The sequence below is a fragment of the Achromobacter pulmonis genome (assembly GCF_902859765.1).
Classification (GTDB): domain Bacteria; phylum Pseudomonadota; class Gammaproteobacteria; order Burkholderiales; family Burkholderiaceae_B; genus Achromobacter; species Achromobacter pulmonis.
This window is the reverse complement of record NZ_CADIJV010000036.1, coordinates 15,159-38,827: the sequence shown is the minus strand read 5'-3', so window position 1 is coordinate 38,827 and position 23,669 is coordinate 15,159. Positions and strand designations below refer to the sequence as shown.

Here is a 23,669-nt window from a genome sequence, read left to right as displayed (position 1 = left end):
AATGCGCGTAAAGGCTCTTGCCCTGTGTTTGATGGCTGGATTTGCCGCCACGGCCGCCGCCCAGGACAGCACCGAAACCCTGCAACAAGCCTTCAAGCAGATTCCTCAGCAGGCGCTCACCGTCCCGGACGCGATGCAGGTCTTTTTCATCGACGTGCAGGCCTGGCGTGGGCTGGAGCCATCCGGCCCGTCGGCCGACGGGATGCGCCGGCTGAGCATGGCGCAGTGGATCAGCCCGCTCGAAGCCATCGGTCATGGCCTGGAGCAGTGGTCGACGAATGCCAAGGTGCCGTTCGACACGCTGTCGTATTTCGCCGCGTTCGGCCGGCCGCCCGCCAGCATCACGTATTGGGGGCTGAAGGACCCGCAAGCCGTGGGCCAGTTCGTCGACCGTCTCAAACAGGGCGATTTCGCCGCGGTCGATGCCGGGGGTGTCGCCGGGGTGCTGGCCAACGGTGAGGCCCACAAGATGGACCTGAAAAAGGCCAATCCGCGCGATCCGTGGCGCGGCATGATGGGGAAAGCCAGCTTTGTCATGCCGCTGGGCGCGGCATTGGTTCAGGCGCCGGCCCCCGACGGCATGAAGTTCTTGTCGCAGCCGACGCCGTCGGTCGCCGATAGCGAGGTGGTCGCCGCGTCACTGGCGGGCTTGAAGCAGGCGGTGCCCGCCGACCGCGGCCGGATCGTGCAGGCGGTGGTTATCTCGCCGGTATTGGGGTTGTCGGCGGTCGATCCGGCGAAGGTCTTGTTGTCGCCGCGCGCGGATGCCGACACGGCGAAGGAGAACTTCCAGGCGGCGGCCGCTGCGAATGCGCGCGGTATTCCGCCTTATTTCGGCGGCCTGCTTGCGGATGTGCAGATCGACAAGACGCCGGCGGTGGTGATGTCCCTGTCGTATGCGGATTGCGCCACCGCCCGGCAGGCCGTGGATGGCATCGACGCGGCCTGGAAAGAGAGCATGGCCGGCGCGGTGCAGGCCAAGTTCTCCGGGCGCACGGTCGAAGCCGGCAAGCTGTGCGCGGCGGTGGTCAGCCTGGTATCGCCGACGGCTGGAAACGCCGGGAATCCGATCCTGGCGCAGGTGATGAATCGGTATATGCGGCGCGAATTCACGTTGCTGCAGATTGGCGCGGGGCGCTGATCGGCGTTGCGCCAGGCGGCCGCGTCTGGGGCGCATGCGATTCGCCTTGACAAGAGAGGCCGGATTCGGCCGCGCCGTGTTTTTTTGTCAGCGCTTCGGCGCCCGTGATCAGATCCAGCAATTCGGACGTGATTTCGGTTTGGCGCGCTTGCCGCGCGTCTTTCTGCAATCCGGCGAGCTTTTTCTCGACATTGTCGTGCGCGGATTCCATGGCGGCGAAGCGGGCGGCGTTTTCGCTGACGATGGACTCCACCGCGGCCTCCATGAGCCGCGCGAAGACGTACTCGGCGATCAGCTTTTCCAGCAGCGGGCGCGGCGCCAGATTATGCAGAGGCGCCTGGGGCGCCGGGGCGGCCGCGCGCCGGGGGGCGTCCAGCGGTAGCAGCGGATGGCGCTCGATGGCGGTTGCGGCGCCCTGGCGATAGCGGCCGAACATGACTTCGACGCGCGCGACCTCGCCGCGGGCGATGCGGGCGTAGAGCTCGTTGGTCAGGCGGTTGATGGCATCGGGGGCGCCGCTCAGGCGGGTCGCCATCGGCATGCTCCAGGCGATGGCGCGGCCACGCTCGAAGGCAAGCGCGGCGCCACGGCTGCCCAGCATGAACAGCAGGTCGGTGGGTTCGAGCGCGGCTATGCCAGCCTCCAGGAGGTGTTCGTTAAAGCCGCCGACGAAACCATGTTCGGACGTGCACAGAACCAGCACGCGGCAACCGGGCCCGTGGCGCGGCGCCGCGACGTCGACCGGCATGAGCAGCAGCACGCCATCGATGGCGTCGGCCATGGACTGGGCGTAGCGGCGAATGCCGGGAAGCGCATGCTGGGATTCCTGCACGCGCACGCCGGCAAGTGAACGCATCGCGCCCATGATGTCGCGCAGTTCTCCCATGCCGGCCAAGTGGCTCTGGATTTGCGCGAGGCGTGTCACGCCGGCTCCTCTGCCGCGCTGGCCGCGCCCAGGGTTTGCGCCAGTCCGGCCAGGCTCGCGGTCAGGCGCGCGCGCAGGGCGTCGGGCAACGGCTTGGCGTCGTCGCCGAGTGCCAGCACCTCGGGGCACTGATTCTTGAGCCATCCCGCAAGACCAGCGCGAAAAGCGCCGATGCGATCCAGGGGCACGGGATCGAGAACCCCGTCGGCCACGGCGCATAGCAGCGCGACCTGCTCACCCAGCGACAGCGGCGCGAACTGCTGCTGCGCCAGCACGGCGCGGATGCGCCGCCCATGTTCGATCAGCTTGCGGGTGCGCGCGTCCACCATGGACCCGAAGCGCGTGAACACCTCCAATTCCAGGAACTGCGCATACTCCAGCCGCAGGCTTTCCGAGAGGGCTTTGAGGACAGGCGCCTGGGCCTTGCCGCCGACGCGCGATACGCTCTTGCCGACATCGACCGCCGGTTTCTGGTTTTCGTAGAAGAGGCGCGGGTCGAGATAGACTTGGCCGTCCGTGATCGAGATCAGGTTGGTGGGAATGTAGGCGCTGAGGTTGCCGGCCTGCGTCTCGGCGATGGGCAAGGCCGTCAGCGAGCCGCCGCCACGCTCGGGCGCCAGCTTCGCCGCCCGCTCCAGCAATCGCGAGTGAATGTAGAAGATGTCTCCAGGATAGGCTTCCCGTCCGGGCGGACGCCGCAGCAGCAGCGAGACTTGGCGGTAACAGGCGGCGTGTTTGGTCAGGTCGTCGAGCACGAGCAGCACGTCGCGCCCGCGCATCATGAAATACTCCGCCATGGCGCAGGCCGAGTAGGGCGTCAGCCACTGCAAGCCCGGCGCGGCATCGGCTTGGCCGATCACAAAGATGCAGCGTTGCGGCGCGCCATGCACGCGGACCGCGTCGATGGCGCGCGCCACCGACGAGGCTTTCTGGCCGATCGCGGCGTAGACGCAGATGGTGTCGCTGGATTTCTGGTTGATGATGGCGTCGATCGCGATTGCGGTCTTGCCGGTTTCGCGGTCGCCGATAATGAGTTCGCGCTGGCCTCGGCCAAGCGGGATCATCGCATCGATGACCAGCAGGCCGGTCGCCAGCGGCTTGGTCACCAGCGCCCGGTCGATAATGATCGGAGCGGCTTGCTCCACCGGCGCGAGCTGGGTGGCCTCCGGTGCGTCCTTGCCGTCGAGCGGCACGCCGAGCGCGTCGACCACGCGTCCCAGCAAACGTTCGCCGACTGGAACGCGCGCCACTTCGCCGGTGCCGAAGACAATGCTGCCGGCGTGAATGCCGTCGGTGCTGCCGAGCAGGACGCAGCCGATGGCCTCTTCGCCGAGATCGACGGCGAGCCCGCGCACGCCGCCCTGGAAAATCAGCAACTCATCGAGTCGGGCTTGTGGCAACCCGGCGACCATCGCCACGCCGTCGCCAACCTGCAGGACGCGGCCGACATGCTCGAGCTGCGGCGTGAGCCGCAGCGCCGCCAGGGTTTGTCGGCGCTGTTGGGCCCAGTCTCTGAGTTCATCCACGAGGCGGGTCATCGGCGCCAGCCTCGGTTCGTGCGGCCAGGAGCACGCTTTGCCAGGAAAAGCGCAGGATCGCGGTTGGAAAGTGCAATTCGGCCCCCGCGATCAAGGCCGGGTCGACCTCGAATGTCATGGCGCCCGACAGGTTCAGCGCCAGGCGCAGGCGCGCCTTCCATTGCTCGGCGGCCGCGGCGGGCAATGCGCAGGCGGTGACGACCTTGAGCACGGTGTCGCCGGCGATCTGGCAGGCCAGGGCATCGCGTTCGGCGCTGGGCAGGGCGTTCAGGTGCGTCTCGATGTGTTCGATCCAGGCCTGCGCGCGATACTGCGCCGGCATTTCGGCGAGCAATTTCTGGGCAAAATCGGCGCCCAGATCGAGCGCGAGCCGGCGCGCCTCGTTCAGCGCCTCGGCGCGCTCGGCCGTCAAGGTCTGGCGCGTGGCGTCGATCAGCGCCTGCGCCTCGCGCTCGGCCTGTGCCCGGCGTGTCTCGGCCAATTCCTGGGCCTGTGTCGCGGCGGCCTTGAGCGCCGCTTCGCGTTCGGCGTTGATGCCGGCGCGCTCGGCTTCGACGGCGCCCAGTTGCGCTTGCGCTTTCGCTTCGATCTCGCGCGCGGCATCGAGTTGCTGGCTCGCCTGTGCCTTGCGCGCGTCGATCAGCGAGAGCACCGGCTTGTAGAGAAACCGGTGCAGCAACCAGACCAGGATGCCGAAGTTGATGGTCTGCAGAACGATGGTCCACCAGTCGAGTTGCATCATTCAATGGGTGTATGGATTGGCAAAGAGCAGCAACAGCGCCACCACCAGGCAATAGATGGCCATGGTTTCGATCATGGCCAGGCCGACGAACAGCGTGCGCGAGATCGTTCCGGCCGCCTCGGGCTGGCGCGCGATGGCGTCCATGGCGGCCGCCACCGAGCGGCCCTCGGCCAACGCCGGCCCGATCGATCCGATCGAGACCGCGATGACCGCGCCGATGATGGATATAAGCTTGGGGTCCATTGAATCTCCTTATGCTTTCGTGGCGTCGCCGACGGCGGCGCCGATGAAAACGGTTGCGAGCACGGTGAAGATGTATGCCTGGACCAGGCTGACCAGGATCTCCAGCGCCATCAGCGGAATCGGCACGAACAGGCCCGCCAGCGCCACGACCAGGCCAATCACGAACTCGCCGCTCATGACGTTGCCGAACAGCCGCACCATCAGTGAAAAGGTGCGCGTTATCTCGGAAAGCACATTCAGCGGCAGCATGATCAGCCTGGGTTGGGCAAAGCTGGCGAGGTAGCCGCGAAGGCCGCGCGCCCGTATCCCGAAATAGTGAACCGAGAAGAACACGATGAGCGCAAGCGCCGCGGGCGTCTCGATTTTGCTGGTGGGGGCTTGCACGCCAGGCAGCACGCCCGAGAGGTTGGCGGCCACCAGGAAGATGAACAGCGTGCCCACCAGGGGCAGGAATGGCCGGGCGTCCTTGCGCGTGACGTCCTCGATCTGCCCGGCGATGCCCATGACAATGCTCTCCAGAACCGCCTGCCGGCCGTTGGGTTGCAGGGCCAGGTGGCGGGTGGTGAAGCGACAGGCGAGCGCCAGTACCGCCATGATGACCCATGTCGTTACCACCGGGCGGGTGATGGCCACGGGGCCGATATGAAAAAGCAGTGTGCTTGTCAGCGGTGAGGCCTGCATCAGTCGGCCCTCCTGTGCGGACGCAGTATCAGCGCGCGCGCCGCCAGAAACCCGGCAAGGGCGGCCAATAACGGCACGGCGCCCTGGTGCGCCGCGAAGAACAGGAAGCCGGCGGCCGCGCCGAGGCGCGCCAACGTCAGCGCGAGCGGGGCCAGCCAGCCTTTGCCGCCCACCATGAGCGCCACGCCGCGCCTGAGCGCCGCGAAGTACGCCAGCCCGACTGCCAGGCCCGCCAAGGCCATCGCGACGGCAACTGCCGGATGGGAAATCAGGTTCGCCAGGGTCATTCGCTGTGCATCCTTTTCCAGGCAAGGGCGCAGCCCGCGGCCAGGCCCGCCACGAGCAGGCCCAATGTCCAGAACACGCCACTGTTGCAGATCCGGTCGAGCCAACGGCCGGCAAGAATGCCGAGCAGCGTTGGCGCGACAATAGTCCAGCCGAGCGCGCCGATCATGGCGATGTTCTGCCCCAGCGAGCGTTCGCCCTCGCGCTGCCAGCGTTCGCGGCGTTCGCGGCGCGTGCGCACCGCCTGCCTGAGCCGCTCGTGGTTGTCGGGCGTCGTCATGATTCGAGTCCGGCGGGCGCCGCCGCGCGGCCCAGGCGCGGCAAGCGGTCGGGGGGGGAATCGCCCGAAAGACGGTAGATCTGCCGGATGGCCGCGAGATAGAGGCGCTGCGCGTCGGTGCGCGCGGTGATCTCCGCTTCGTTGCGGCGGTGGAAGCTCGCCAGCACTTCGGTTTCGAGTTGCCGCAGATCGTCGCGCGCGACAGCTTCGCGGGTGGCGACGGTGATCGTATTTCCGCCGCTCACCGACAACATGCCGCCGCGAACCGCAATGTGATGCTCGGTTCCGTCCAGCTCGCGCCAGCTCAGCACGGAGACCGCCAGCGCCGTGATGAAGTCGGCGTGGCCGCGCAGAATGCCGAACGCGCCTGTGTCGTCCTCCGCCCGCAGGTGCGCGACAGTGTCGACGTTGGCGATAATCGCCAGCGGCGTGGCGACGGTCAGGTGCATGCCGTCGGCGGGCTTCATGCGCCCACCTTGGCGGCGGCACGTTCGCGTGCCCGGGCTTCCTCGATGCCGCCGATCATATAGAGCGAGCTTTCGGCCCAGGCGTCCGCTTCGCCGTCCAGGATGGCGCAGCATCCTTCCAGGGTATCGGCAACCTCGACGGTTCGGCCTTCCTTGCCGGTAAAGGCGACGGTCACCATGAAGGGCTGCGTCAAGAACCGCATGAGCCGCCGGGCGCGCTGGACGGCCTGGCGATCCACGGCGCTGAGTTCTTCGACGCCGAGCAGCGCAATGATCTCCTGCAGCTCGCGGTAGTGCGCGATGGTTTTCCGCACCGCTTGGGCCACGTGGTAATGCCGCTCGCCGACCAGGCGCGGATCGAGCAGGGTCGACGTCGACGCCAGGGGATCGACCGCTGGATACATGGCCTCGCTGGCCATGTCGCGCGACAGGACAATCGACGCGTCCAGGTGGCTGAAGATCTCGGCGACCGCGGGGTCGGTGAAGTCGTCGGCCGGTACATAGACGGCCTGGATCGACGTAATCGCCGCGCCGGCGACCGATGTGATGCGTTCTTCCAGTTCGGCGATTTCGCTGGCGAGCGTGGGTTGGTAGCCGACGCGCGACGGCAGGCGCCCGAGCAGTCCGGAAACCTCGCCGCCGGCCTGTACCAGGCGGTAGACGTTGTCGATCAGCAGCAACACGTTTTCGTGCTTTTCGTCTCGAAAATGCTCGGCAATGGTCAGCGCCGTCAGCCCGGCGCGCCAACGCGGCCCCGGCGGTTCGTTCATCTGCCCGAACACGAGGGCGGTGCGCGCCAGGACGCCCGAGGCTTTCAGTTCCAGCAGCAGTTCATGCCCTTCGCGGGAGCGTTCGCCGATACCGGCGAACACCGAGATGCCGGCGTGACGCTGGACCGTGGTGCGGATCAATTCCATGATGAGCACCGTCTTGCCGACCCCGGCGCCGCCGAACATGGCGGCTTTCCCGCCCTTGGTGAGCGGGGCGAGCAGGTCGATGACCTTGATGCCGGTATGGAAGATCTCCTGGGCCGGACCGACCCGATCCAGTGCCGGCGCCGACGCATGTATGGGGCGGTAGGGGGTATCGTCGGGCAGCGGCTGGGCGCGATCGGCGGGCTCGCCGACGGCGTTCAGCAAACGCCCGAGCACGGCATCGCCGACCGGTACCCGGATCGGGGAGCCCAGCGCCCGCGCGGTGGCGCCGCGGCGCAGGCCGGTGCTGTTACCCAACACGACCGCGCGCACGGTCGCGCCGTCCAGGTGCTGATGCACTTCCGCAAGTAGCGGCTGCCCGTCATCGTGTTCAATGACGATGCCTTCGTTGATGGCCGGCAGCGCCTGCGGGGCGAACCGGATGTCGATGATCGAGCCGTGGACCGCTGTCAACTGTCCCGCGAGCGGGGTATCGCGAGAGACCTGCCCCATGCTTGGCGGAAGAGGTTCGATCGGTTTCAACATGCCTGCTTTCCTGTATCCGTTACGATTGGGATGTAACGTGCGGCTCGGCGCTTAATGCAATTGATTCGAACATGGGCAGGGTCGCCCGCAGTTGATCTGAGTCAAGGCTGTGCGTTGTCGTCGGGGCCGCCCGCGGATGCGGCAGCGGCGTTGGGGGGGGCTACTGGGCGTGTCGCCTCGACATTGCGTTTAGTCAATAAGCGCATTGACCCGGGGGGTAGAGTGAATACGGTGCCGCGCCGCTCGCGTGGCCGATGCTGAACCGACGATTCACCTTCGGCCGCGTGGCGTTGCGGGTTATTCCCCGTCATGCTCCCTGGAAGAATCACCATGAAAAAAATCACGATCGCAGCGGCGCTGGCCGCCCTGGCGTTGAACGCCGGTCCGCTGTGGGCCCAGCCGGCCAAGCCAGGCCCGGATTCGCCGCCGGCGCGCGCAAGCCAGAATAAGGATAACGTCGCTGAGTTCGACAAGCAGATGAGCGCGGCCGAAGCCAATATGCGGAAAATGCAGGATCAGATGGACGCGCTGCGCAAGACCCAGGACCCCGAAGCGCGCCAGCGCTTGCTGCAGGAGCACTGGGAAACCATGCAAGGCACGATGCAGCTGATGCAGTCGATCCGCGGCGCGGAAGAGGGCGGCTGTTGCTTGTACGGACCGCGCCGTGGCGGCCCGATGATGGGCAATGGCCCGGGTAGTGGCCCGGGCAATGGTCCCGGTAGTGGCATGCGCAATGGCGGACCGGAGAACCGGGGGAACATGCGGCGTTTTTATTCTGGCATGACCGACCGCCAGTTGAAGGAACACCAATACATGATGGACCAGTACATGGGCATGCAGCAGTCGCTGATGCAGCAGTTCATGTGGCATCAGATGATGCAGGGCGGCCGCGCGGGCGCCCCGGCCGCCGGCAATTGAAGCGGCTTGCGGACGATGCGGGTTTCGACCGCCCGGGACGACGCATCGCCCCAGGGCGGTGTCCGGCCTGATGGTCCCGGCGTGGCGGGCCTGACGACCGCCGAGGCCCGCAGGCGCCTGGACCACTACGGACCCAATGCGCTGCCCGGCATGCCGGTGCCGGGCGTGATGATGGTGTTCCTGCGGCAATTCCGCAGCCCGCTCATCTACATGCTGCTGGCCGCGGCGTTGACGGCGGTCGCGCTGGGCGATCTCAGCGATGCCGGTTTCATCGGCCTCGTGCTGTTGGCCAATGGCATCATCGGCACGTTGCAGGAACATTCCGCCAACCAGGCTTCGGCGGCGCTGCGCAGGCTGGAGGAGCCCAAGGCCGTCGTGATCCGCGATGACCGGCAGCAGGAAATCCCGGCGGTGGAGCTGGTGCCGGGGGATGTCGTGCTGCTGGAAGCCGGCGCGCGGGTGCCGGCCGACCTGGCGCTGGCCGGCTCGGCCGATCTGCAATGCGATGAGTCCCTGTTGACGGGCGAGTCGCTGCCTGTCGGCAAGCATGTCGTCGCGGGAGCGCAGGCAGGCGCGAGCGAGGCCGCTTCGCGCTTGTTCGCCGGCACGCTGGTGGTGCGCGGACGCGGGCGCGGGGTGGTCACCGCGACCGGCGTTGCCACCGAATTGGGCGCGATCGCCGACCAATTGCGCGGCAAGTCGGTGACGCAGCCGCCCTTGGTCATCCGCATGGAGCAATTCTCGGGCCGTATCGCCATTGCGATCGTCGGCGCGGTGGCGCTGCTGGCGGTGGTGGGCGCCGTGCGCGGCATGCCCGCCGAGGCGCTGTTCATGATGGCCGTCGGCCTGGCCGTCAGCGCGATTCCGGAGGGACTGCCGGTGGCGATCTCCGTGACGCTGGCGATTGGCATGCGCCGCATGGCCCGATCCCACGTCATCGTGCGGCGCATGCCGGCGGTGGAAGCGTTGGGGTCGTGCACCGTGATCGCGACCGACAAGACCGGTACCTTGACACGCAACGAACTGGTGGTCACGACGCTTGCGCTTGCCGAGGGTTCGACACTGACCTGCGATTGCGGTCGGTGGGACGCCGCCGCGCAGCCTGGCGACGGATGGCTCCAGGCCCTGCTCGCGGCCGCCGTCCTGCCCAATGAGGCGCGCTTGGCCGTGGTGCGGGGCCAATGGGAGGGTAGTGGCGATAGCGTGGATCTCGCGCTGTTGCGCATGGCGCGCGAACTGGGCGTGACGGGCGACGGTCTGTCGCAGGCCTATCCCCTGATGGCGCGGGTTCCGTACGAGCCGGACCGCGCGTATGCGGCGTCCTTTCATGAGCACGAGGGTGCCATCCATGTATTCGTGAAGGGCGCCGCGGATGCGCTGCTCGCAATGTGTTCGCGCAGCCAGGACCCGCTGGCGGCGGGGGCGCTGGACCGCGCTGCCCTGTTGCGCATGAAGGACGCGCTGGCCGCGCAGGGCCTGCGCGTCCTGGCGTTCGCGAGCGGCACCGTCGCCCGGCGAAGCGATGGGAAGTACGACCACGCATCGCTGTCGGCGTTGACGTTCCTGGGCTTCGCGGGCATGAAGGACCCCCTGCGGGCCGAGGTGCCCGCGGCCATCCAACAGTGTTACCAGGCCGGCATCGAGGTCTGCGTGGTGACCGGCGACGATCCGGTCACCGCGACGGCGATCGGCCGGCAGGCGGGGATGCTATTCGCCCCGGAACAGGTGGTGACCGGCGACCAGGTGCGCCGCGCCGAGGCCGCCGGCGTGGGTGAATTGGACCGCCTGGTCCGTCTTGCCCGTATCTATGCCCGGGTGAAGCCCGTGCAGAAGCTGGCGATCGTTCTGGCGTTGGCGCGGCTGGGCCACTTTGTGGCCGTCACCGGAGACGGCGTCAACGATGCGCCGGCGCTCAAGCACGCTCACGTGGGTGTGGCCATGGGTGGCAAAGGCACTGAACTGGCCAAGGAAAGCGCCGACATCGTCATTACCGATGATAATTTCGCGTCGATCGTCCGTGGCATCAAGGAAGGCAGGATCGCCTACGGCAACATCCGCAAGGTGGTCATCATGCTGGTCTCGACCGGCGCGGCCGAGGTTGCGCTGTTCCTGCTGGCCATTCCGCTCGGCCTGCCCATGCCGCTGCTGCCGACCCAGTTGTTGTGGCTGAACCTGGTGACAAATGGCATCCAGGACGTGGCGCTGGCGGCCGAGCGCGGTGATGGCGACGAATTGGCGCGACCGCCGAGAAAGCCGGCCGAGCCGATCTTCGACCGGGCCGTGATGCGCAAGGTCTGGTTCGCCGTCGTGGTCATGGGCGGCGGCGGCTTCTTGACGTTCTATTGGCTGCTCGCCCAGGGCTACACCGAGCAACACGCCCGTAATCTCCTGCTGTTGCTGTTTGTGCTGTTCGAGAACTTTCAGGTGCTGAACTGCCGCTCCGAGCGCCGCTCGCTGTTTCGTGCGGGATTCTGGTCCAATCCGCTGCTGCTGGTCGGCATCGCCGCGGCCCAGGGCCTGCATATCGCGGCGATGTACATGCCCGGACTCGGCGGCCTCCTGCAATTGGGCCCCGTGTCATTGGCCGAGTGGACGACGCTGCTGGCGCTGGCGTCGGTCGTGGTGTGGGCGGCGGAGCTGGAGAAATGGTGGGCCCGCCGGCCATCCGCGGGATAATCACGGGGCCAAGGTTTTTCTCACTGCCGGGAGAACGCATGACCGCCGACAACCAGTCCGCCACACTGGCTTTCCTGACCTGCCCGCGAGTCCAGGGCGTGCCGGCGGCCGACATCGCCACGGTGCGCACGCATCTGTCGACCATCGTGCTGGCCGGATCGCGCGCCTGCAAGCTCAAGCGCGCGATCCGGTTGCCCTATATCGATCTGTCCACCCCGGCGCTCCGCCTGCAGGCCTGCGAACGCGAGCTGGCCTTGAACCGCCGCACCGCGCCCGCGCTGTACCTGGCGGTGCGGCGCATCACCCGCCAGGAAGATGGTGAATTGTCGTTCGATGGACCGGGCGAGCTGGTTGACGCGGTGGTGGAAATGCGGCGCTTCGCCGACGATGCGCTATTGGACACAGTGGTGACCCGCGACGGCCTGTCACCGCAACTGGCCGAGCGCCTGGCGTGCGTGATCGCCGATTTCCATGACCGCGCGCAGGTGGCGCGGGCGGTGGATAGCGGGGCGCGGCTGGCGGGCGTGATCGCCACCAATGCGCAGGTGTTCGCCGGGCTGCCAGCGCTGCCCCCCGCCAAGACCGCCGCGCTGGAGGCGGCGCTGCGGCGCGAACTGGCGCGTCACGCGCCGTTGTTGCAGGCACGGGCACAGGCCGGCAAAGTGCGCCATTGCCACGGTGACCTGCACCTGGCCAATATCTGCCTGATTGACGGCGAACCCACCTTGTTCGACTGCCTGGAGTTCGACACGGCGCTGGCCACTATCGATGTGCTGTACGACCTGGCTTTCCTGCTGATGGACCTGTGGTGCCGCGGGCTGGCGCCGCAGGCCAACCGGGTGCTCAACCATTACCTGGACCGGCGCGACGACGAAGACGGCCTGCCGCTGATGCCGGCCTTCATGGCGCTGCGCGCGGCAATCCGCGCCCACGTCATCGCCACTCAGGCCACCGCCGCCACGACGGCGCCGGCGCGCGCGCGGCTGCAAGCGCAGGCCCTGCGCTACCTGGACACCGGGCTGGCGTGCCTGGCGCCGCGCGCGGCGCGGCTGGTCGCGGTGGGCGGCCTGAGCGGTTCGGGCAAGTCGGTGCTGGCCGCGGCGATCGCGTCGGCGGTCGGCGCGCCGCCGGGCGCCCGGGTATTGTCCAGCGACCGCATCCGCAAGGCGCTGCATGGCGTCGAGGCGCAGGCGCGGCTGCCGGCCCGGGCCTACGGCCTGGAGGTGTCCGAACAGGTCTATGCGGCGCAGGCCGGACGCGCCCGCGAATTGCTGGCCGCGGGTTGTTGTGTGATTGCCGACGCGGTGTTTGACCGCCCGGCCGACCGCGAGCGCATCGCGCAGGCCGCCACGCAGGCGCGGGCGGGCTTTGCCGGCTTCTGGCTGCAAGCGCCAGCCGCGACCTTGATGGCGCGCGTCAAGGCCCGCGTGAATGACCCATCCGATGCCGATGAAGACGTCGTGCAGCGGCAGTTGGCGCGCTCGCCGGTGGCGTCGTCCTGGCAGTCGGTGGACGCGGGCGGAACGGCACAGGCGACGGCGCAACACGTGTTGCGGCAACTGGAAGAGGAGGAGGCCGCCCGTGGCGCGGCAACGCCGACAGCCGGCGCGCCGCCCTGATCGCCGGGCCCGCGAGCGTGAGGAAGCCGGCGTTGCGCAAATGGTTTTCCCGAAACCTTGCATTTTCGTCCCCGCATGGGTTGCAAGCGCGAACGGCGGCATTGAGAACCGGCCGCTGAGGCGCAGTCCGATTTTGCGGCGGCATTCCAGGCCGGCGCGCGCGCGTTTGGAGCGCCCCGTCAGACGCTGTCGGCACAGTGAAAACGGCATGCCGCGCGGCGCCCCGCAAGCGGGCCAGACGCGCCGGACGTGACCGGCCGCATTCTTGACATCGGCGGGGCCATCCACATAATCCAGAGCGATTCTCGTTGTTATTTTGGGTTGTCTTCGAATGCCAGGATTTTTGGCCGTACATGCGCAAGCGTCTTTGATCATCAGGGCGCGCCGCCGGTTTTCCAGCCAGGGAGGGCTCGCGCCTTCCGGCGGGGCCTGTTCTTCCCCGTCTTTCACCCTCTGGAGCATTCAATGAAGAAGACCCTGTCCATCGCGATCGCCGCGCTGTGCCTTTCCGCCACCGCGCAGGCGCACCAGGTCTGGATCGAGCAGCCGGCCGGCAAGTCCGCCATCATCCGGTTCGGCGAATTCGCCGAGAATCTGCGCGAAGCGTCGCCGGGCTATCTCGACACGTTCACCAAGCTGTCGGCCCGACTGGTTTCCCCCAAGGGGGAATCGCCGCTGACGGTGGCCAAGGTGGCCGATGGCTTCACGTTGTCGGCCAAGGCGGCGCACAACGAAAGCCTGCTGGCGGAAGAAAAGGCGCTGCCGCTGCGCAAGTTCAAGCATGGCGGCGGCGAGCCCATCAACGCCTGGTTCCAGATGAGCGCGCGCTATGTCGCCGACGCAAGCGTCGCGGCGCAACCCAAGCTCACCATGGACATCGTGCCCACCGGCAAGTCCGCCGAATTCCAGGTGGTGCTCAAGGGGCAGCCGCTGGCCAAGGCCAAGCTGGTCGCCATGGTGCAGTCGGGTTGGGAAAAAGTGGCCTACACGGATGCGCAGGGCAAGGCCTCGTTCGACCTGCCCTGGAAGGGTCAATACGTGCTGCGCGCCATGCACATCGACCGCACGCCGGGCGAGCGCCAGGGCGCCAACGGCCCCGAGTCGTACGACGGCATCGGCTACGTGTCGACGCTGACATTCGTGAAGCCGGACGGCGCGGCGCCGCTGCCTGCCGGCCCGGCGCTGCCGCCCAACAAGCTGCCGCCGGCCGCCACGCCCGCCAAGTAAGCCCGCGGCGGTAACGGCAGCGGACCGGGCCGGCGAGACCTGCAAGGCCCTGTCCGGCGGCCCGGCCGCTCGCGGGCGCGGGTGTCCGGTCCGCTCGGGCCTGGGGCCGCGGCTCCTGCCGGTGATGTGATGAAGAGGACAAGAATGTGAATATCGGCGAATTGGCCAAACGCACCGGGCTGACCGCGTCGCGTATCCGCTTCTACGAGAGCGCCGGATTGTTGAGGGCCGTGGCACGGCGGCCCAACGGCTACCGCACCTATCCGCCCGAGACCATCTCGGCACTGGAACTGATCACGACCGCGCAGCAGGTCGGCTTCAGTCTGGATGAAATCCGGGTGCTGCTGCCCGACGATGGCAAGATATGGGACCGCGATGCGCTGCTGCGGGCGCTGCGGCGCAAGGTGAGCGAGATCGAATCGCTGGAGAGCCGGCTGTTGCACGGCAAGAAGCAACTGCTGGCGTTGATGCGCGACGTGCAGACGCAGCCCGATGGCCCGGATGGCGTCCCCGATGCGCAGCGCGTGCTGGCGCGCGTGTTCGGCAAGATCGACTAGGCGCGGCGCGAAGCCGGATGCGGCCTGGCCCGGCCGCTCTTCCTGCTCTACAGATCCATCACCATCTCATGCCAGGCCATGCCGCCATGGTCGGACGGCGACGGCCGCACGTAACGATAGCCGAGCTTGCCGTACAGCGCGACGTGGCGTTCCTTGCACATCAGGTGGATGGTCTGCTTGCCCTGGCGGCGGCAGTCGTCGACGAAGCGGCGCATCAGCCGCGCGGCATGGCCCTTGCCCTGGTGGGCCGGATCGACCACCACCGACATGATCACCACGTTGGGCGCGGCCGGGTCATGGCCCACCAGTTCCTTGAAGGCTTCGTCCGCCATGACCACTTCGTGGGCGCAGCCGCTGTTGATGAAGCCGACGATGGCGCCGTCTTCTTCCAGCAACAGGAAACCTTGCGGATAGTCGGCGATGCGGGTGGCGATCTTGGCGTGGGTGGCGGCTTCGTCGCCCTCGTAGGCGGTGCTTTCGATGTCGAAGCAGCGGTCGGTGTCGGCGGGGGTGGGGGAACGGAATTTCAAGGCAGGCATGGTGAAACGGCAGCGTGCGGTGATGACAGTTAAACCCCTATGGTAGCGGTTCCTGGCGCGCATATCCGCCATACGCAATCGCGCAGCCAGCGGTGCGCCGGGTCGGCATCCATGCGCGGATGCCACAGCATCGAGACAGTGACGAGGGGCACCGGCACCGGCAGTGTGAAGCTGTGCATGCCGGCACGCAGGTTGGCGGTATGGCGCTCGGGCACGCTGGCGATCAGGTCGGAACCGCGCGCCAGGGCGATCGCGTCGGAAAAGCCGGCGACGATGACGGCGATCTGGCGTGTCAGGCCGAGCGCTTGCAGCGCATCGTCAATGGGGCCCTTGTCCAGGCCACGGCGCGAGACCAGCGCGTGCTGGCCGGCGGCGTAGCGCGCCGCGCTCATCCGGCCCTTGGCCAGGGGATGGCCGGCGCGCACGACGCCGATGAAGCGGTCGCGAAACAGGGCGCGGGTGCGGATCTCCGGGCTGCTGGCGGCGCCGACCACGCCGATTTCCAGGTCAACGCTGCCCTCGCGCAGCGGCTTGCTGTCTTTATCGGGCTTTTGCATAAAGCGCAGCCGCACGCCCGGCGCCTCATCGCGGACGAGGGCGATCAGCGCCGGGCCGAAGTATTCAACGAAGCCATCGCTGGCGCGCAGCGTGAAGCCGCGCGTCAGGCGCGAGGGGTCGAGCAGTTCGGCCGGGCGCAGCACGTCCTGGGCTTCCTGCACCAGGCGGCTGACCTGTTCGCGCAGTTCCAGGGCGCGCGGCGTGGGCACCAGGCCACGGCCGGCGCGCACCAGCAGGGGGTCGCCAGTGGTTTCACGCAGGCGCGCCAGCGCCCGGCTCATGGCCGACGGGCTCAAGTGCAGCCGGCGCGCGGCGCGGGCGACGTTGCCTTCGGTCAGCAGGACGTCGAGCGTGAGCAGCAGGTTCAGATCGGGGCGGGACATCGGCCGACCTTATCACGGCGGCCGCCTGAGATGGCGTCATATGCACGAATAAAGTGCAAACCATGCGTCTTCCGCCATGGCGGGGACGGACGTACGCTGGCATTGCTGCGGGCTTGAACGGCCCGGTGTCCGGGTCCGGCGCGTATCGCCGGCCGGCTGTCTCCTGTTTCCCTTCATCACGGATCATCATGTCTCAATCCTCGCCGAATGCCGCGCCGGCTTCTCAAGCGCCACGCAATCCCGCGCCTGCCGCCTTGGCCGGCCGCCATACTGCCTGGGCGTTGGCCGGCCTGGCCTTGTCCATGCTGCTGTCTTCGCTGGGCACCAGCAGCGCCAATGTCGGCCTGCCGACCCTGGCGCAAGCGCTGCATGCGCCGTTTTCGCAGGTGCAATGGATCGTGCTGGCGTATCTGCTGGCGATCACTTCCTGCGTGGTCGGGGCGGGGCGCCTGGGCGATATGGCGGGTCGGCGGCGCCTGCTGCTGGCCGGGATCGCCGTGTTCACGCTGGCGTCGGTCGCCTGCGGCATGGCCGCCACGCTGACGCAACTGGTGGCGGCGCGGGTCGCGCAGGGGATGGGCGCGGCGGTGATGATGGCCTTGACGATGGCTTTCGTTGGCGATCTGCTGCCCAAGGACAGGGCCGGCAGCGCCATGGGATTGCTGGGCACGATGTCGGCGGTGGGGACGGCGCTCGGGCCGACGCTGGGCGGAGCCTTGATCGCCGGGCCGGGCTGGCGCGCCATTTTTCTGTTGAACCTGCCGCTGGGTCTGGTGGCGATGGGCTTGGCGTACCGATACCTGCCGGCCGATCGGCCGCGGGCGGCGCGGCCGGCCTCGTTCGATGTCGTTGGCACGGTGATGCTGGCGGCGGCGCTGGTGGCGTATGCGCTGGCCATGACGCTGGGTCGTGGAAGCTTCGGCGCGCTCAATGCCGGCCTGCTGCTGGCCGCGGTCGCCGGGGGCTGGCTGTTCCTGCGGGTCGAGGCGCGGGCTACGGCGCCGCTGCTGCGTCCGGCCTTGCTGCGGCGCCCGGACCTGCGCACCGGATTGGCCACCAATGCGCTGGTGTCGACGGTCATCATGGCCACTTTCGTGGTCGGCCCGTTCTATCTGACACAGGCGTTGGGGCTGGGGGCGGCGGCGGTCGGGCTGGTGATGTCGGTGGGACCGGTGGTCAGCGCGCTGTGCGGTGTGCCGGCGGGGCGGTTGGTGGACCGCCTCGGCGCGGGCCGCGTCAGCCGCGCCGGATTGGCCGCCGTAGCGGCGGGCGCGGGGCTGTTGGCGGCCGCGCCCGCCACGCTGGGCGTAGCCGGTTATGTGGGGCCGATCGCGCTGCTGACGGTCGGCTATGCCTCGTTCCAGGCCGCCAACAACACCGGCGTCATGGCCAGTATCGGCGCCGAGCAGCGTGGCCTGGTGGCGGGCATGCTCAACCTGTCGCGCAATCTCGGGCTGGTGACCGGGGCGTCGGTCCTGGGCGCGCTGTTCGCCCACGGGGCGGGGGCGACGGATCTGGCGATGGCCGCGCCCGCTGCGGTGGCGCGAGGCATGACGCTGACGTTCGCCGTGGCCGCGGTGTTGGGCGCGGGCGGATTCGTCATCGCGTGGCGAAACCGCGGCGCCGGCCGCGCGGTATGACGCAACAGGCGCGGCGTGCCCGCGCACGCCGGTGACGGCTCAGACCACGCCGGTCAGCCGCAAGGCCGCCCAGGCCAGGCCCAGCGCCACGGCGATCAGCACGATGCGGCGCAGGCCGCCGCTTTGCGGCACGGCGCCCGGCGCGGCGCTGCCGGCATCCACCGGCGTGGGCGGCGGCGCCAACTGGCCGGGCGTGGCCGCTGCGCGTACGTCGGGGATATCTGTCTCGATGACGAAGTCGGGCTTGGCCGGGTTGTCGCGGACGGCCGCTGCGCCCAGGACGCGGGTGTCCACGCCGGCCTGCCGCAACAGGCTCAGCAGGCCGTCGCCGGACAGGCTGTCGCGCACCGCCTCGATGCGCTCGCGCTCGGCGCGCGGCACTGCGTCCAGGCTGCCGTAGTGGCGGCCGTTCACCGTGACCGCGCCGTTATTGATCTCGACCGAGAAAGGGCCATCGCCGTCATCGTCGCTGCTTTCGTAGCGCCACTGCTCGCTGACGCCGATCAACTGACCGGTGCCGGCGTCGCGCGCTTCGGGCGTGTCACTCGATACCGACCAAGTGCGGGTGGTGGCGCGCCAGGTCTTGCTTTGTTCCGTCATTGAATGGTTTCCATGAGTAACGTTTGTTATCGAGGGCGGCGAGGGCCGGCGGCGGGCGCAAGCGCGCCTGCGCACTATACCGGCCCGACCTGGGCATGGCTCCTTCTGACAATGTCCTTAATGCAAAAGTAAATCCCAAGTCAAGAAAATCGATCTGATCCGGTCGGTAGAGCAGATCAGTTGGTCTGAAAAGCGCATAATGGGGGCCACCTTTCCTTGTGTCCCTTTTCAAGGATCGGTCCGTTTTTCTGTAACGAAGAAGAGCGCGTTGTCACCAGGGCGCGGCCCGGCAGTTCGTGTTTCCAGGGGTGCATGTTCGGCTGTGCGCTAGGACGACTTGGAACTTTCACGGAGATGTCTATGACAGAAGATGCAAAGCCGCGCAGGCGGTTTCTGCAGGCGTTGGCCATCGTGCCCGCGTCGACGCTGGCGGTGGGCGTAGCGGCCACCGGCTGTACCAACGCCGCCGACACCGGTTCGGCGCGCGGCGCCAAACCCTACGAACCCACTTACTTCACCCCGCCCGAATGGAACTTCATCGTGGCTGCGGTCGATCACCTGATCCCCGCTGACCAGTACGGCCCCGGCGCCATCGAGGCCGGCGTGCCCGAGTTCATCGACCGCCAGATGGAAACGCCGTATGGCCACGGCAAGCTCTGGTACATGCAGGGGCCGTTCCATCCCGACGTGGCGCCCGAGCTGGGCTACCAGATCAACCAGAACCCGCGCGAGGTTTACCGCCACGGCATCCAGGCCTGTGATGCCTGGTGCAAGAAAACCCATGGCAAGCTCTACGCTGAGTTGGATAAGCCCTTGCAGGAACAGATCCTGAAGGATCTGCAGGCCGGCAAGATCGAATTCGATACCGTGCCCGCCAAGACCTTCTTCAGTTTCCTGCTCAGCAATACCAAGGAAGGCTTCTTCGCCGATCCCATGTACGGCGGCAACAAGAACATGGTGGGCTGGAAGATGGTGGGATTCCCGGGCGCGCGCGGCGACTTCATGGACTGGGCCGACCAGCCCAACGTCAAGTATCCCTATGGACCTGTGTCGATTTCCGGGGAAAGGGGATAAGCCATGGCGATCAAGAAAGACAAAGTCGACGCGGTGCTGGTGGGCTTCGGCTGGACCGGGGCGATCCTGGGCCAGGAGTTGACCGAGGCCGGGCTGCAGGTGCTGGCGCTGGAGCGCGGCGCCATGCAGGACACCCCCAAGGAAGCGGAATACCCCAAGGTGCTGGATGAGCTGGCGTACTCGGTGCGCGGCAAGCTGTTCCAGGATCTGTCCAAGGAGACCGTGACGATACGGCACGGCGTGGACGACGTGGCCGTGCCGTATCGCCAGAATGGCTCGTTCCTGCTGGGGACGGGCGTCGGGGGCGCGGGCTTTCACTGGAACGGCATGCACTACCGCGTGCTGCCCGAGGAACTGGAACTGCGCACCCGCTACGAAACGCGCTACGGCAAGAGTTTCATCCCCGAAGGCATGACGATCCAGGACTTCGGCGTCACCTACGATGAACTGGAGCCCTTTTTCACCAAGTTCGAATACGTATGCGGCACTTCGGGCAAGGCCGGCAACCTCAACGGCCAGATCGTCGAGGGCGGCAACCCGCTGGAAGGCAAGCGCAGCAAGGAATATCCGCTGGCGCCGCTGACCACCACCTACGGCGCGCAATTGTTCGAGAAGGCTGCGCGTGAAGTGGGCTTCCATCCGTATCCGGCGCCCGCGGCCAATGCCTCCGGCCCGTACACCAACCCGTACGGCGTGCGCCTGGGCCCCTGTAATTTCTGTGGCTTCTGCGAGAACTACGGCTGCTACATGTATTCGAAGGCTTCGCCGCAGACCACCATCCTGCCGGTGCTGCTGAAAAAGCCCAACTTCGAGCTGCGCACCCATTCGCACGTGATCAAGGTCAACCTCGATTCGACCGGCAAGAAGGCCGTCGGCGTGACGTATATCGACGCCCAGGGCCGCGAGATCGAGCAGCCCGCCGACCTGGTGATCCTGTCGGCCTATCAGATGCACAATGTGCGCCTGCTGCTGCTGTCGGGCATCGGCAAGCCGTACGATCCCAAGACCAATGAAGGAGTGGTCGGCAAGAACTACGCCTATCAGATGAACGGCGCCATCAATGTGCTGCTGCCCAAGGGCACGCAGCTCAATCCGTTCGTGGGAACGGGAGCCGGCGGCGTGAGCATGGACGACCTGAACGGCGACCAGTTCGATCATGGCCCGCTGGGGTTCATCGGCGGCGCCAGCATCCGCCACGTGCGCTACGGCGGCCGTCCCATCAAGCAGACGCCCACCACGCCGGGGACGCCCAGTTGGGGAACGGCCTGGAAGGCCGGCGTGCAGGACGCCTATCAGCGCTACATGACGATCGGCATGTCCGGTTCGGTCATGTCGTACCGCGATGCCTACCTGTCGCTCGATCCGACCTACAAGGACAGCTTCGGCCAGCCGCTGTTGCGCATGACCTTCGATTGGCACGACAACGAATTCGATATGCTCGGCTACATGGGCAAGCGCATGGAGGATGTGGCCAAGGCCATGAAGCCCGAGAAGCACTTCGTGGCCGTGCGCAAGAAGGGCTCGCACTACGACACGCGGGTCTACCAGAGCACGCACAACACCGGCGGCGCCATCATGGGCGCCAACCCCAGGGAAAGCGTGGTCAACAAGTATCTGCAGAGCTGGGACGTGCCCAACGTGTTCGTGATGGGCGCCTGCGTGTTCCCCCAGAACATGGGCTACAACCCGACCGGCCTGGTGGGAGCCCTGGCGTACTGGGCCGCGCAAGCGATCCGCGAGCAATACCTGAAGAACCCCGGCCCGCTGGTGCAGGCATAAGGAGCCGACAATGATGATGAAGAGCATTGTTGCCGCGCTTTCCGTCCTGGCCGCTGGCGCCGCCTGGGCCGCCGACGGCACGCCCGCCAGCGCCGATGCGCAGCTGATCAAGCAGGGCGAATATCTGTCGCGCGCCGGCGACTGCATCGCCTGCCATACGGCCAAGGACGGCAAGCCCTTTGCCGGCGGCCTGGGCATCGATTCGCCGCTGGGCACCATCTATTCCACCAACATCACGCCCGACAAGGACACGGGCATCGGCAACTACACGTTGGAGGATTTCGACCGCGCTGTGCGCCATGGCGTGGCCAAGGACGGTCATTCGCTCTATCCGGCGATGCCGTACACGTCCTACGCCAAGGTCTCGCCGGAGGACGTCAAGGCCCTGTATGCCTACTTCATGCACGGCGTCGCGCCGGTCAAGCAGGCCAACAAGGACACCGACATCACCTGGCCGCTGTCGATGCGCTGGCCGCTGGGCGTGTGGCGCTGGATGTTCGCGCCCGACGTCGCCACCGCGCCGGTCACCGCCACTGCCGCCAACGACGCCGACAAGCAGGCGCTGCTGCGCGGCCAGTACCTGGTCGAGGGCCTGGGCCATTGCAGCACCTGCCACACCCCGCGCGGCTTCGCCCTGCAGGAAAAGGCGTTGACCGCCGCCGACGGTTCGGCCTTCCTGTCCGGTGGCGTGGTCGATGGCTGGGTCGCCAAGAACCTGCGCGGCGACATGGTGGACGGCCTGGGCGCCTGGAGCAAGGAGGACATTGCAGCCTTCCTGAAGTCCGGGCGCAACGGCCACTCGGCCGCGTTCGGCGGCATGGCGCAGGTGGTGCAGGACAGCACCCAGCATTTGACCGACGCCGACGTCAATGCCATCGCGGTATACCTGAAGAGCCTGCCGCCGGTGAACAAGGACGCCACCAAGGCGCTCGCCTACAACGACACCGTGGCGCAGGCCCTGCGCACCGGCAAGGATACGAGCGATGGCGCGATGACGTTCCTGAACAACTGCGCGGCCTGCCACCGCAGCACCGGCAAGGGCTATGCGGAGACCTTCCCGCAGTTGGCGCTGAGTTCGACCGTCAACTCGGCCGATCCCGCGTCGTTGATCCACATCGTGCTCAAGGGTGCGCAGATGCCGGGGACCTCGGCGGCGCCCACGGCGTATGCGATGCCGGGCTTCGACTGGCGCTTGACGGACAAAGAGGTCGCCGACGTGGTGAGTTTCGTGCGCGCCAGCTGGGGTAACCAGGGCGCGGCGGTCAGCGCCTCGGACGTGGCCAAGGTGCGCAAGGAAGTGGGCGCGGCCAAGGCGCCGGCGCGGTAATCGCCCGCCGCGGGCCGCCCGGCCCGCGGCGCGCTGATGCGCCCCGCCAGGCTCACTGGCGATTGATCAGGTTCTGCGTGTCCTGGATGAACCAGGGCAGATTCAGGCGTTCACCCTCGCCGGTCTGGATGTTCAGGCGTTGGCCCGGGGCGCTGGTCGCGCCCTGCGTGGCCGAGGGCGGGCGGCTGCGATAGTCCAGATCCGTGCCGCGGGCCGGCGGGTTGGCGCAGCTGGCGAGCGATGCACAGGCAATCGCGGCCAGGAGGGGGCGCAGTGCCGGGTGAAGGGTAGTCATGATGCGCGGTTCCTGCAGGTGGCACGGGCCGGCGTGCCGGACGATGAAGGCCTCTCAGGCATACCTTACTCGCAATCCGGGGCGCGTGTCGCTACACCGGCCGCTCGTAGCGACGCGCCTGCACGGCGATGCCGCCGATCTGGTCACTTTCGGTGCCGGTGTGCCGCCAGCCCTGGCGTTCGTAGAACGCGATGGCGCGGTTGTTGCCTTCCAGGGCGTACAGGTACAGCCGCGATGCGCCGCGGGCGCGGGCCCAGTCGGTGGCGCGCGCCACCATCAGCTTGCCGGCGCCAGCGCCCTGATGCGGCGCCAGTACGTGCAGGTTGTCCAGCAGGACGTCGTCAGGATGGTCGCGTTCCTGCTTGGCGCAGACGAAACCGATCGGCTGTCCGGCCTGTTCGGCGATGAATACCGCCTGCGCGTCGGCATCGCTCCCGCGCAGTTGCTCCTGCCAGTGCACCCGGCGATTGTCGGCCAGGCCGGCGTCAAGGAAGCCATCGGGCAGCAGGCCGCGATAAGTGGCGGCCCAACTGGCGGCGTGCATGGCGGCGATGGTGTCGGCGTCGCGGGCGGTCGCCTGGCGCAGGGTGACGGGAGCGGCGGGCATGGGTTCCTGGGTGGGGTGGCACGGGAAATCGGCAACGCGGAAGGCGGCCGGTTTGACGGCGGCGCGGGCGGCGGGCATTATCATCGCATGAAGCGCCTGCCGCGTCCG

Annotated in this window: 24 protein-coding genes; 10 read left to right on the top strand and 14 right to left on the bottom strand. The window is 67.7% G+C overall.

Features of this window, described 5'->3' with window-relative positions:
- The first annotated feature begins 1 nt into the window (after position 1).
- Entirely contained in the window at positions 2-1,141 is a 1,140-nt protein-coding gene (locus HV701_RS23030; protein ID WP_175135322.1) for a hypothetical protein, read from the top strand.
- On the opposite strand, the gene HV701_RS23025 is transcribed toward HV701_RS23030, so the two are convergent.
- The 9 genes from HV701_RS23025 to atpD are packed head-to-tail and all read right to left on the bottom strand — an operon-like array spanning position 1,110 to position 7,729.
- Positions 1,110-2,066: a F0F1 ATP synthase subunit gamma gene (locus HV701_RS23025; protein WP_175135321.1), complete on the bottom strand. Its 957-nt coding sequence runs from the start codon at positions 2,064-2,066 to the stop codon at positions 1,110-1,112. The two genes, HV701_RS23030 and HV701_RS23025, sit on opposite strands and share 32 nt — an antisense overlap.
- Positions 2,063-3,604 (bottom strand): F0F1 ATP synthase subunit alpha, encoded by a 1,542-nt coding sequence (locus tag HV701_RS23020; protein ID WP_175135320.1) that lies wholly within the window; start codon positions 3,602-3,604, stop codon positions 2,063-2,065. The genes HV701_RS23025 and HV701_RS23020 overlap by 4 nt, the downstream gene beginning before the upstream one ends.
- On the bottom strand, positions 3,585-4,346 hold the full coding sequence (locus HV701_RS23015; RefSeq protein ID WP_175135319.1) for a F0F1 ATP synthase subunit B family protein: 762 nt from the start codon (positions 4,344-4,346) through the stop codon (positions 3,585-3,587). Before HV701_RS23015 ends, HV701_RS23020 begins: the two co-directional genes overlap by 20 nt.
- Positions 4,347-4,589 carry a F0F1 ATP synthase subunit C gene (locus HV701_RS23010; protein WP_175135318.1) on the bottom strand — a complete coding sequence of 81 codons (243 nt, stop codon included), beginning with the start codon at positions 4,587-4,589 and terminating at the stop codon, positions 4,347-4,349.
- Between the two features lie 9 nt (positions 4,590-4,598).
- Complete coding sequence (locus tag HV701_RS23005) at positions 4,599-5,270, bottom strand: F0F1 ATP synthase subunit A (RefSeq protein ID WP_175135317.1); 672 nt, start codon at positions 5,268-5,270, stop codon at positions 4,599-4,601.
- Positions 5,270-5,557, bottom strand: a complete 288-nt coding sequence (locus HV701_RS23000) for an N-ATPase subunit AtpR (protein WP_175135316.1) — start codon at positions 5,555-5,557, stop codon at positions 5,270-5,272. The genes HV701_RS23005 and HV701_RS23000 overlap by 1 nt, the downstream gene beginning before the upstream one ends.
- Positions 5,554-5,835 carry an AtpZ/AtpI family protein gene (locus HV701_RS22995; RefSeq protein ID WP_175135315.1) on the bottom strand — a complete coding sequence of 94 codons (282 nt, stop codon included), beginning with the start codon at positions 5,833-5,835 and terminating at the stop codon, positions 5,554-5,556. Before HV701_RS22995 ends, HV701_RS23000 begins: the two co-directional genes overlap by 4 nt.
- Positions 5,832-6,302, bottom strand: coding sequence for a F0F1 ATP synthase subunit epsilon (locus tag HV701_RS22990; protein WP_217467982.1), 471 nt, complete (start codon positions 6,300-6,302; stop codon positions 5,832-5,834). The genes HV701_RS22995 and HV701_RS22990 overlap by 4 nt, the downstream gene beginning before the upstream one ends.
- The gene (gene atpD / locus HV701_RS22985) at positions 6,299-7,729 is read right to left on the bottom strand and encodes a F0F1 ATP synthase subunit beta (RefSeq protein ID WP_175135332.1); all 1,431 of its coding nucleotides are present in this window, start codon (positions 7,727-7,729) and stop codon (positions 6,299-6,301) included. Before atpD ends, HV701_RS22990 begins: the two co-directional genes overlap by 4 nt.
- Positions 7,730-8,092: 363 nt before the next feature.
- Here atpD and HV701_RS22980 point away from each other — a divergent pair, with 363 nt between their 5' ends.
- From HV701_RS22980 to HV701_RS22960, 5 genes are all read left to right on the top strand, one after another.
- On the top strand, positions 8,093-8,680 hold the full coding sequence (locus tag HV701_RS22980; RefSeq protein WP_175135314.1) for a hypothetical protein: 588 nt from the start codon (positions 8,093-8,095) through the stop codon (positions 8,678-8,680).
- 15 nt (positions 8,681-8,695) lie between these two features.
- Positions 8,696-11,356, top strand: coding sequence for a cation-translocating P-type ATPase (locus HV701_RS22975; protein ID WP_175135313.1), 2,661 nt, complete (start codon positions 8,696-8,698; stop codon positions 11,354-11,356).
- A 38-nt stretch (positions 11,357-11,394) separates the two neighbouring features.
- The gene (locus HV701_RS22970) at positions 11,395-12,975 is read left to right on the top strand and encodes a bifunctional aminoglycoside phosphotransferase/ATP-binding protein (RefSeq protein WP_175135312.1); all 1,581 of its coding nucleotides are present in this window, start codon (positions 11,395-11,397) and stop codon (positions 12,973-12,975) included.
- Between the two features lie 465 nt (positions 12,976-13,440).
- Entirely contained in the window at positions 13,441-14,202 is a 762-nt protein-coding gene (locus HV701_RS22965) for a DUF4198 domain-containing protein (RefSeq protein WP_175135311.1), read from the top strand.
- 146 nt (positions 14,203-14,348) lie between these two features.
- Entirely contained in the window at positions 14,349-14,759 is a 411-nt protein-coding gene (locus HV701_RS22960; RefSeq protein ID WP_175135310.1) for a MerR family transcriptional regulator, read from the top strand.
- A gap of 47 nt (positions 14,760-14,806) precedes the next feature.
- Here HV701_RS22960 and HV701_RS22955 read toward each other — a convergent pair whose 3' ends face one another.
- Positions 14,807-15,298, bottom strand: coding sequence for a GNAT family N-acetyltransferase (locus HV701_RS22955; RefSeq protein ID WP_175135309.1), 492 nt, complete (start codon positions 15,296-15,298; stop codon positions 14,807-14,809).
- 29 nt (positions 15,299-15,327) lie between these two features.
- Positions 15,328-16,239 (bottom strand): LysR family transcriptional regulator, encoded by a 912-nt coding sequence (locus HV701_RS22950; protein WP_175135308.1) that lies wholly within the window; start codon positions 16,237-16,239, stop codon positions 15,328-15,330.
- 188 nt (positions 16,240-16,427) lie between these two features.
- Between HV701_RS22950 and HV701_RS22945 the strand changes: the two genes are divergently transcribed.
- Complete coding sequence (locus tag HV701_RS22945; RefSeq protein WP_175135307.1) at positions 16,428-17,879, top strand: MFS transporter; 1,452 nt, start codon at positions 16,428-16,430, stop codon at positions 17,877-17,879.
- A gap of 39 nt (positions 17,880-17,918) precedes the next feature.
- Here HV701_RS22945 and HV701_RS22940 read toward each other — a convergent pair whose 3' ends face one another.
- The gene (locus HV701_RS22940) at positions 17,919-18,479 is read right to left on the bottom strand and encodes a hypothetical protein (protein WP_175135306.1); all 561 of its coding nucleotides are present in this window, start codon (positions 18,477-18,479) and stop codon (positions 17,919-17,921) included.
- A gap of 360 nt (positions 18,480-18,839) precedes the next feature.
- Here HV701_RS22940 and HV701_RS22935 point away from each other — a divergent pair, with 360 nt between their 5' ends.
- The 3 genes from HV701_RS22935 to HV701_RS22925 are packed head-to-tail and all read left to right on the top strand — an operon-like array spanning position 18,840 to position 22,659.
- The gene (locus tag HV701_RS22935) at positions 18,840-19,553 is read left to right on the top strand and encodes a gluconate 2-dehydrogenase subunit 3 family protein (protein WP_175135305.1); all 714 of its coding nucleotides are present in this window, start codon (positions 18,840-18,842) and stop codon (positions 19,551-19,553) included.
- 3 nt (positions 19,554-19,556) lie between these two features.
- Entirely contained in the window at positions 19,557-21,332 is a 1,776-nt protein-coding gene (locus tag HV701_RS22930) for a GMC family oxidoreductase (RefSeq protein WP_175135304.1), read from the top strand.
- A gap of 10 nt (positions 21,333-21,342) precedes the next feature.
- Positions 21,343-22,659 (top strand): c-type cytochrome, encoded by a 1,317-nt coding sequence (locus HV701_RS22925; RefSeq protein WP_175135303.1) that lies wholly within the window; start codon positions 21,343-21,345, stop codon positions 22,657-22,659.
- A gap of 52 nt (positions 22,660-22,711) precedes the next feature.
- On the opposite strand, the gene HV701_RS22920 is transcribed toward HV701_RS22925, so the two are convergent.
- Together HV701_RS22920 and HV701_RS22915 are read right to left on the bottom strand one after the other, a co-directional pair.
- Entirely contained in the window at positions 22,712-22,954 is a 243-nt protein-coding gene (locus HV701_RS22920) for a hypothetical protein (RefSeq protein ID WP_175135302.1), read from the bottom strand.
- A 91-nt stretch (positions 22,955-23,045) separates the two neighbouring features.
- Positions 23,046-23,639 carry a GNAT family N-acetyltransferase gene (locus HV701_RS22915; RefSeq protein ID WP_420867826.1) on the bottom strand — a complete coding sequence of 198 codons (594 nt, stop codon included), beginning with the start codon at positions 23,637-23,639 and terminating at the stop codon, positions 23,046-23,048.
- Positions 23,640-23,669 lie beyond the last annotated feature (30 nt).

What these genes read in the sequence shown, in the direction of transcription:
- HV701_RS23030 (WP_175135322.1), top strand. Translation starts at nt 2, where the DNA reads ATGCGCGTAAAGGCTCTTGCCCTGTGTTTGATGGCTGGATTTGCCGCC.
- HV701_RS23020 (WP_175135320.1), bottom strand. Translation starts at nt 3,604, where the DNA reads ATGACCCGCCTCGTGGATGAACTCAGAGACTGGGCCCAACAGCGCCGA.
- HV701_RS23015 (WP_175135319.1), bottom strand. Translation starts at nt 4,346, where the DNA reads ATGATGCAACTCGACTGGTGGACCATCGTTCTGCAGACCATCAACTTC.
- HV701_RS23010 (WP_175135318.1), bottom strand. Translation starts at nt 4,589, where the DNA reads ATGGACCCCAAGCTTATATCCATCATCGGCGCGGTCATCGCGGTCTCG.
- HV701_RS23005 (WP_175135317.1), bottom strand. Translation starts at nt 5,270, where the DNA reads ATGCAGGCCTCACCGCTGACAAGCACACTGCTTTTTCATATCGGCCCC.
- HV701_RS23000 (WP_175135316.1), bottom strand. Translation starts at nt 5,557, where the DNA reads ATGACCCTGGCGAACCTGATTTCCCATCCGGCAGTTGCCGTCGCGATG.
- HV701_RS22995 (WP_175135315.1), bottom strand. Translation starts at nt 5,835, where the DNA reads ATGACGACGCCCGACAACCACGAGCGGCTCAGGCAGGCGGTGCGCACG.
- HV701_RS22990 (WP_217467982.1), bottom strand. Translation starts at nt 6,302, where the DNA reads ATGAAGCCCGCCGACGGCATGCACCTGACCGTCGCCACGCCGCTGGCG.
- atpD (WP_175135332.1), bottom strand. Translation starts at nt 7,729, where the DNA reads ATGGGGCAGGTCTCTCGCGATACCCCGCTCGCGGGACAGTTGACAGCG.
- HV701_RS22980 (WP_175135314.1), top strand. Translation starts at nt 8,093, where the DNA reads ATGAAAAAAATCACGATCGCAGCGGCGCTGGCCGCCCTGGCGTTGAAC.
- HV701_RS22975 (WP_175135313.1), top strand. Translation starts at nt 8,696, where the DNA reads ATGCGGGTTTCGACCGCCCGGGACGACGCATCGCCCCAGGGCGGTGTC.
- HV701_RS22970 (WP_175135312.1), top strand. Translation starts at nt 11,395, where the DNA reads ATGACCGCCGACAACCAGTCCGCCACACTGGCTTTCCTGACCTGCCCG.
- HV701_RS22965 (WP_175135311.1), top strand. Translation starts at nt 13,441, where the DNA reads ATGAAGAAGACCCTGTCCATCGCGATCGCCGCGCTGTGCCTTTCCGCC.
- HV701_RS22955 (WP_175135309.1), bottom strand. Translation starts at nt 15,298, where the DNA reads ATGCCTGCCTTGAAATTCCGTTCCCCCACCCCCGCCGACACCGACCGC.
- HV701_RS22950 (WP_175135308.1), bottom strand. Translation starts at nt 16,239, where the DNA reads ATGTCCCGCCCCGATCTGAACCTGCTGCTCACGCTCGACGTCCTGCTG.
- HV701_RS22945 (WP_175135307.1), top strand. Translation starts at nt 16,428, where the DNA reads ATGTCTCAATCCTCGCCGAATGCCGCGCCGGCTTCTCAAGCGCCACGC.
- HV701_RS22940 (WP_175135306.1), bottom strand. Translation starts at nt 18,479, where the DNA reads ATGACGGAACAAAGCAAGACCTGGCGCGCCACCACCCGCACTTGGTCG.
- HV701_RS22935 (WP_175135305.1), top strand. Translation starts at nt 18,840, where the DNA reads ATGACAGAAGATGCAAAGCCGCGCAGGCGGTTTCTGCAGGCGTTGGCC.
- HV701_RS22930 (WP_175135304.1), top strand. Translation starts at nt 19,557, where the DNA reads ATGGCGATCAAGAAAGACAAAGTCGACGCGGTGCTGGTGGGCTTCGGC.
- HV701_RS22925 (WP_175135303.1), top strand. Translation starts at nt 21,343, where the DNA reads ATGATGATGAAGAGCATTGTTGCCGCGCTTTCCGTCCTGGCCGCTGGC.
- HV701_RS22920 (WP_175135302.1), bottom strand. Translation starts at nt 22,954, where the DNA reads ATGACTACCCTTCACCCGGCACTGCGCCCCCTCCTGGCCGCGATTGCC.
- HV701_RS22915 (WP_420867826.1), bottom strand. Translation starts at nt 23,639, where the DNA reads ATGCCCGCCGCCCGCGCCGCCGTCAAACCGGCCGCCTTCCGCGTTGCC.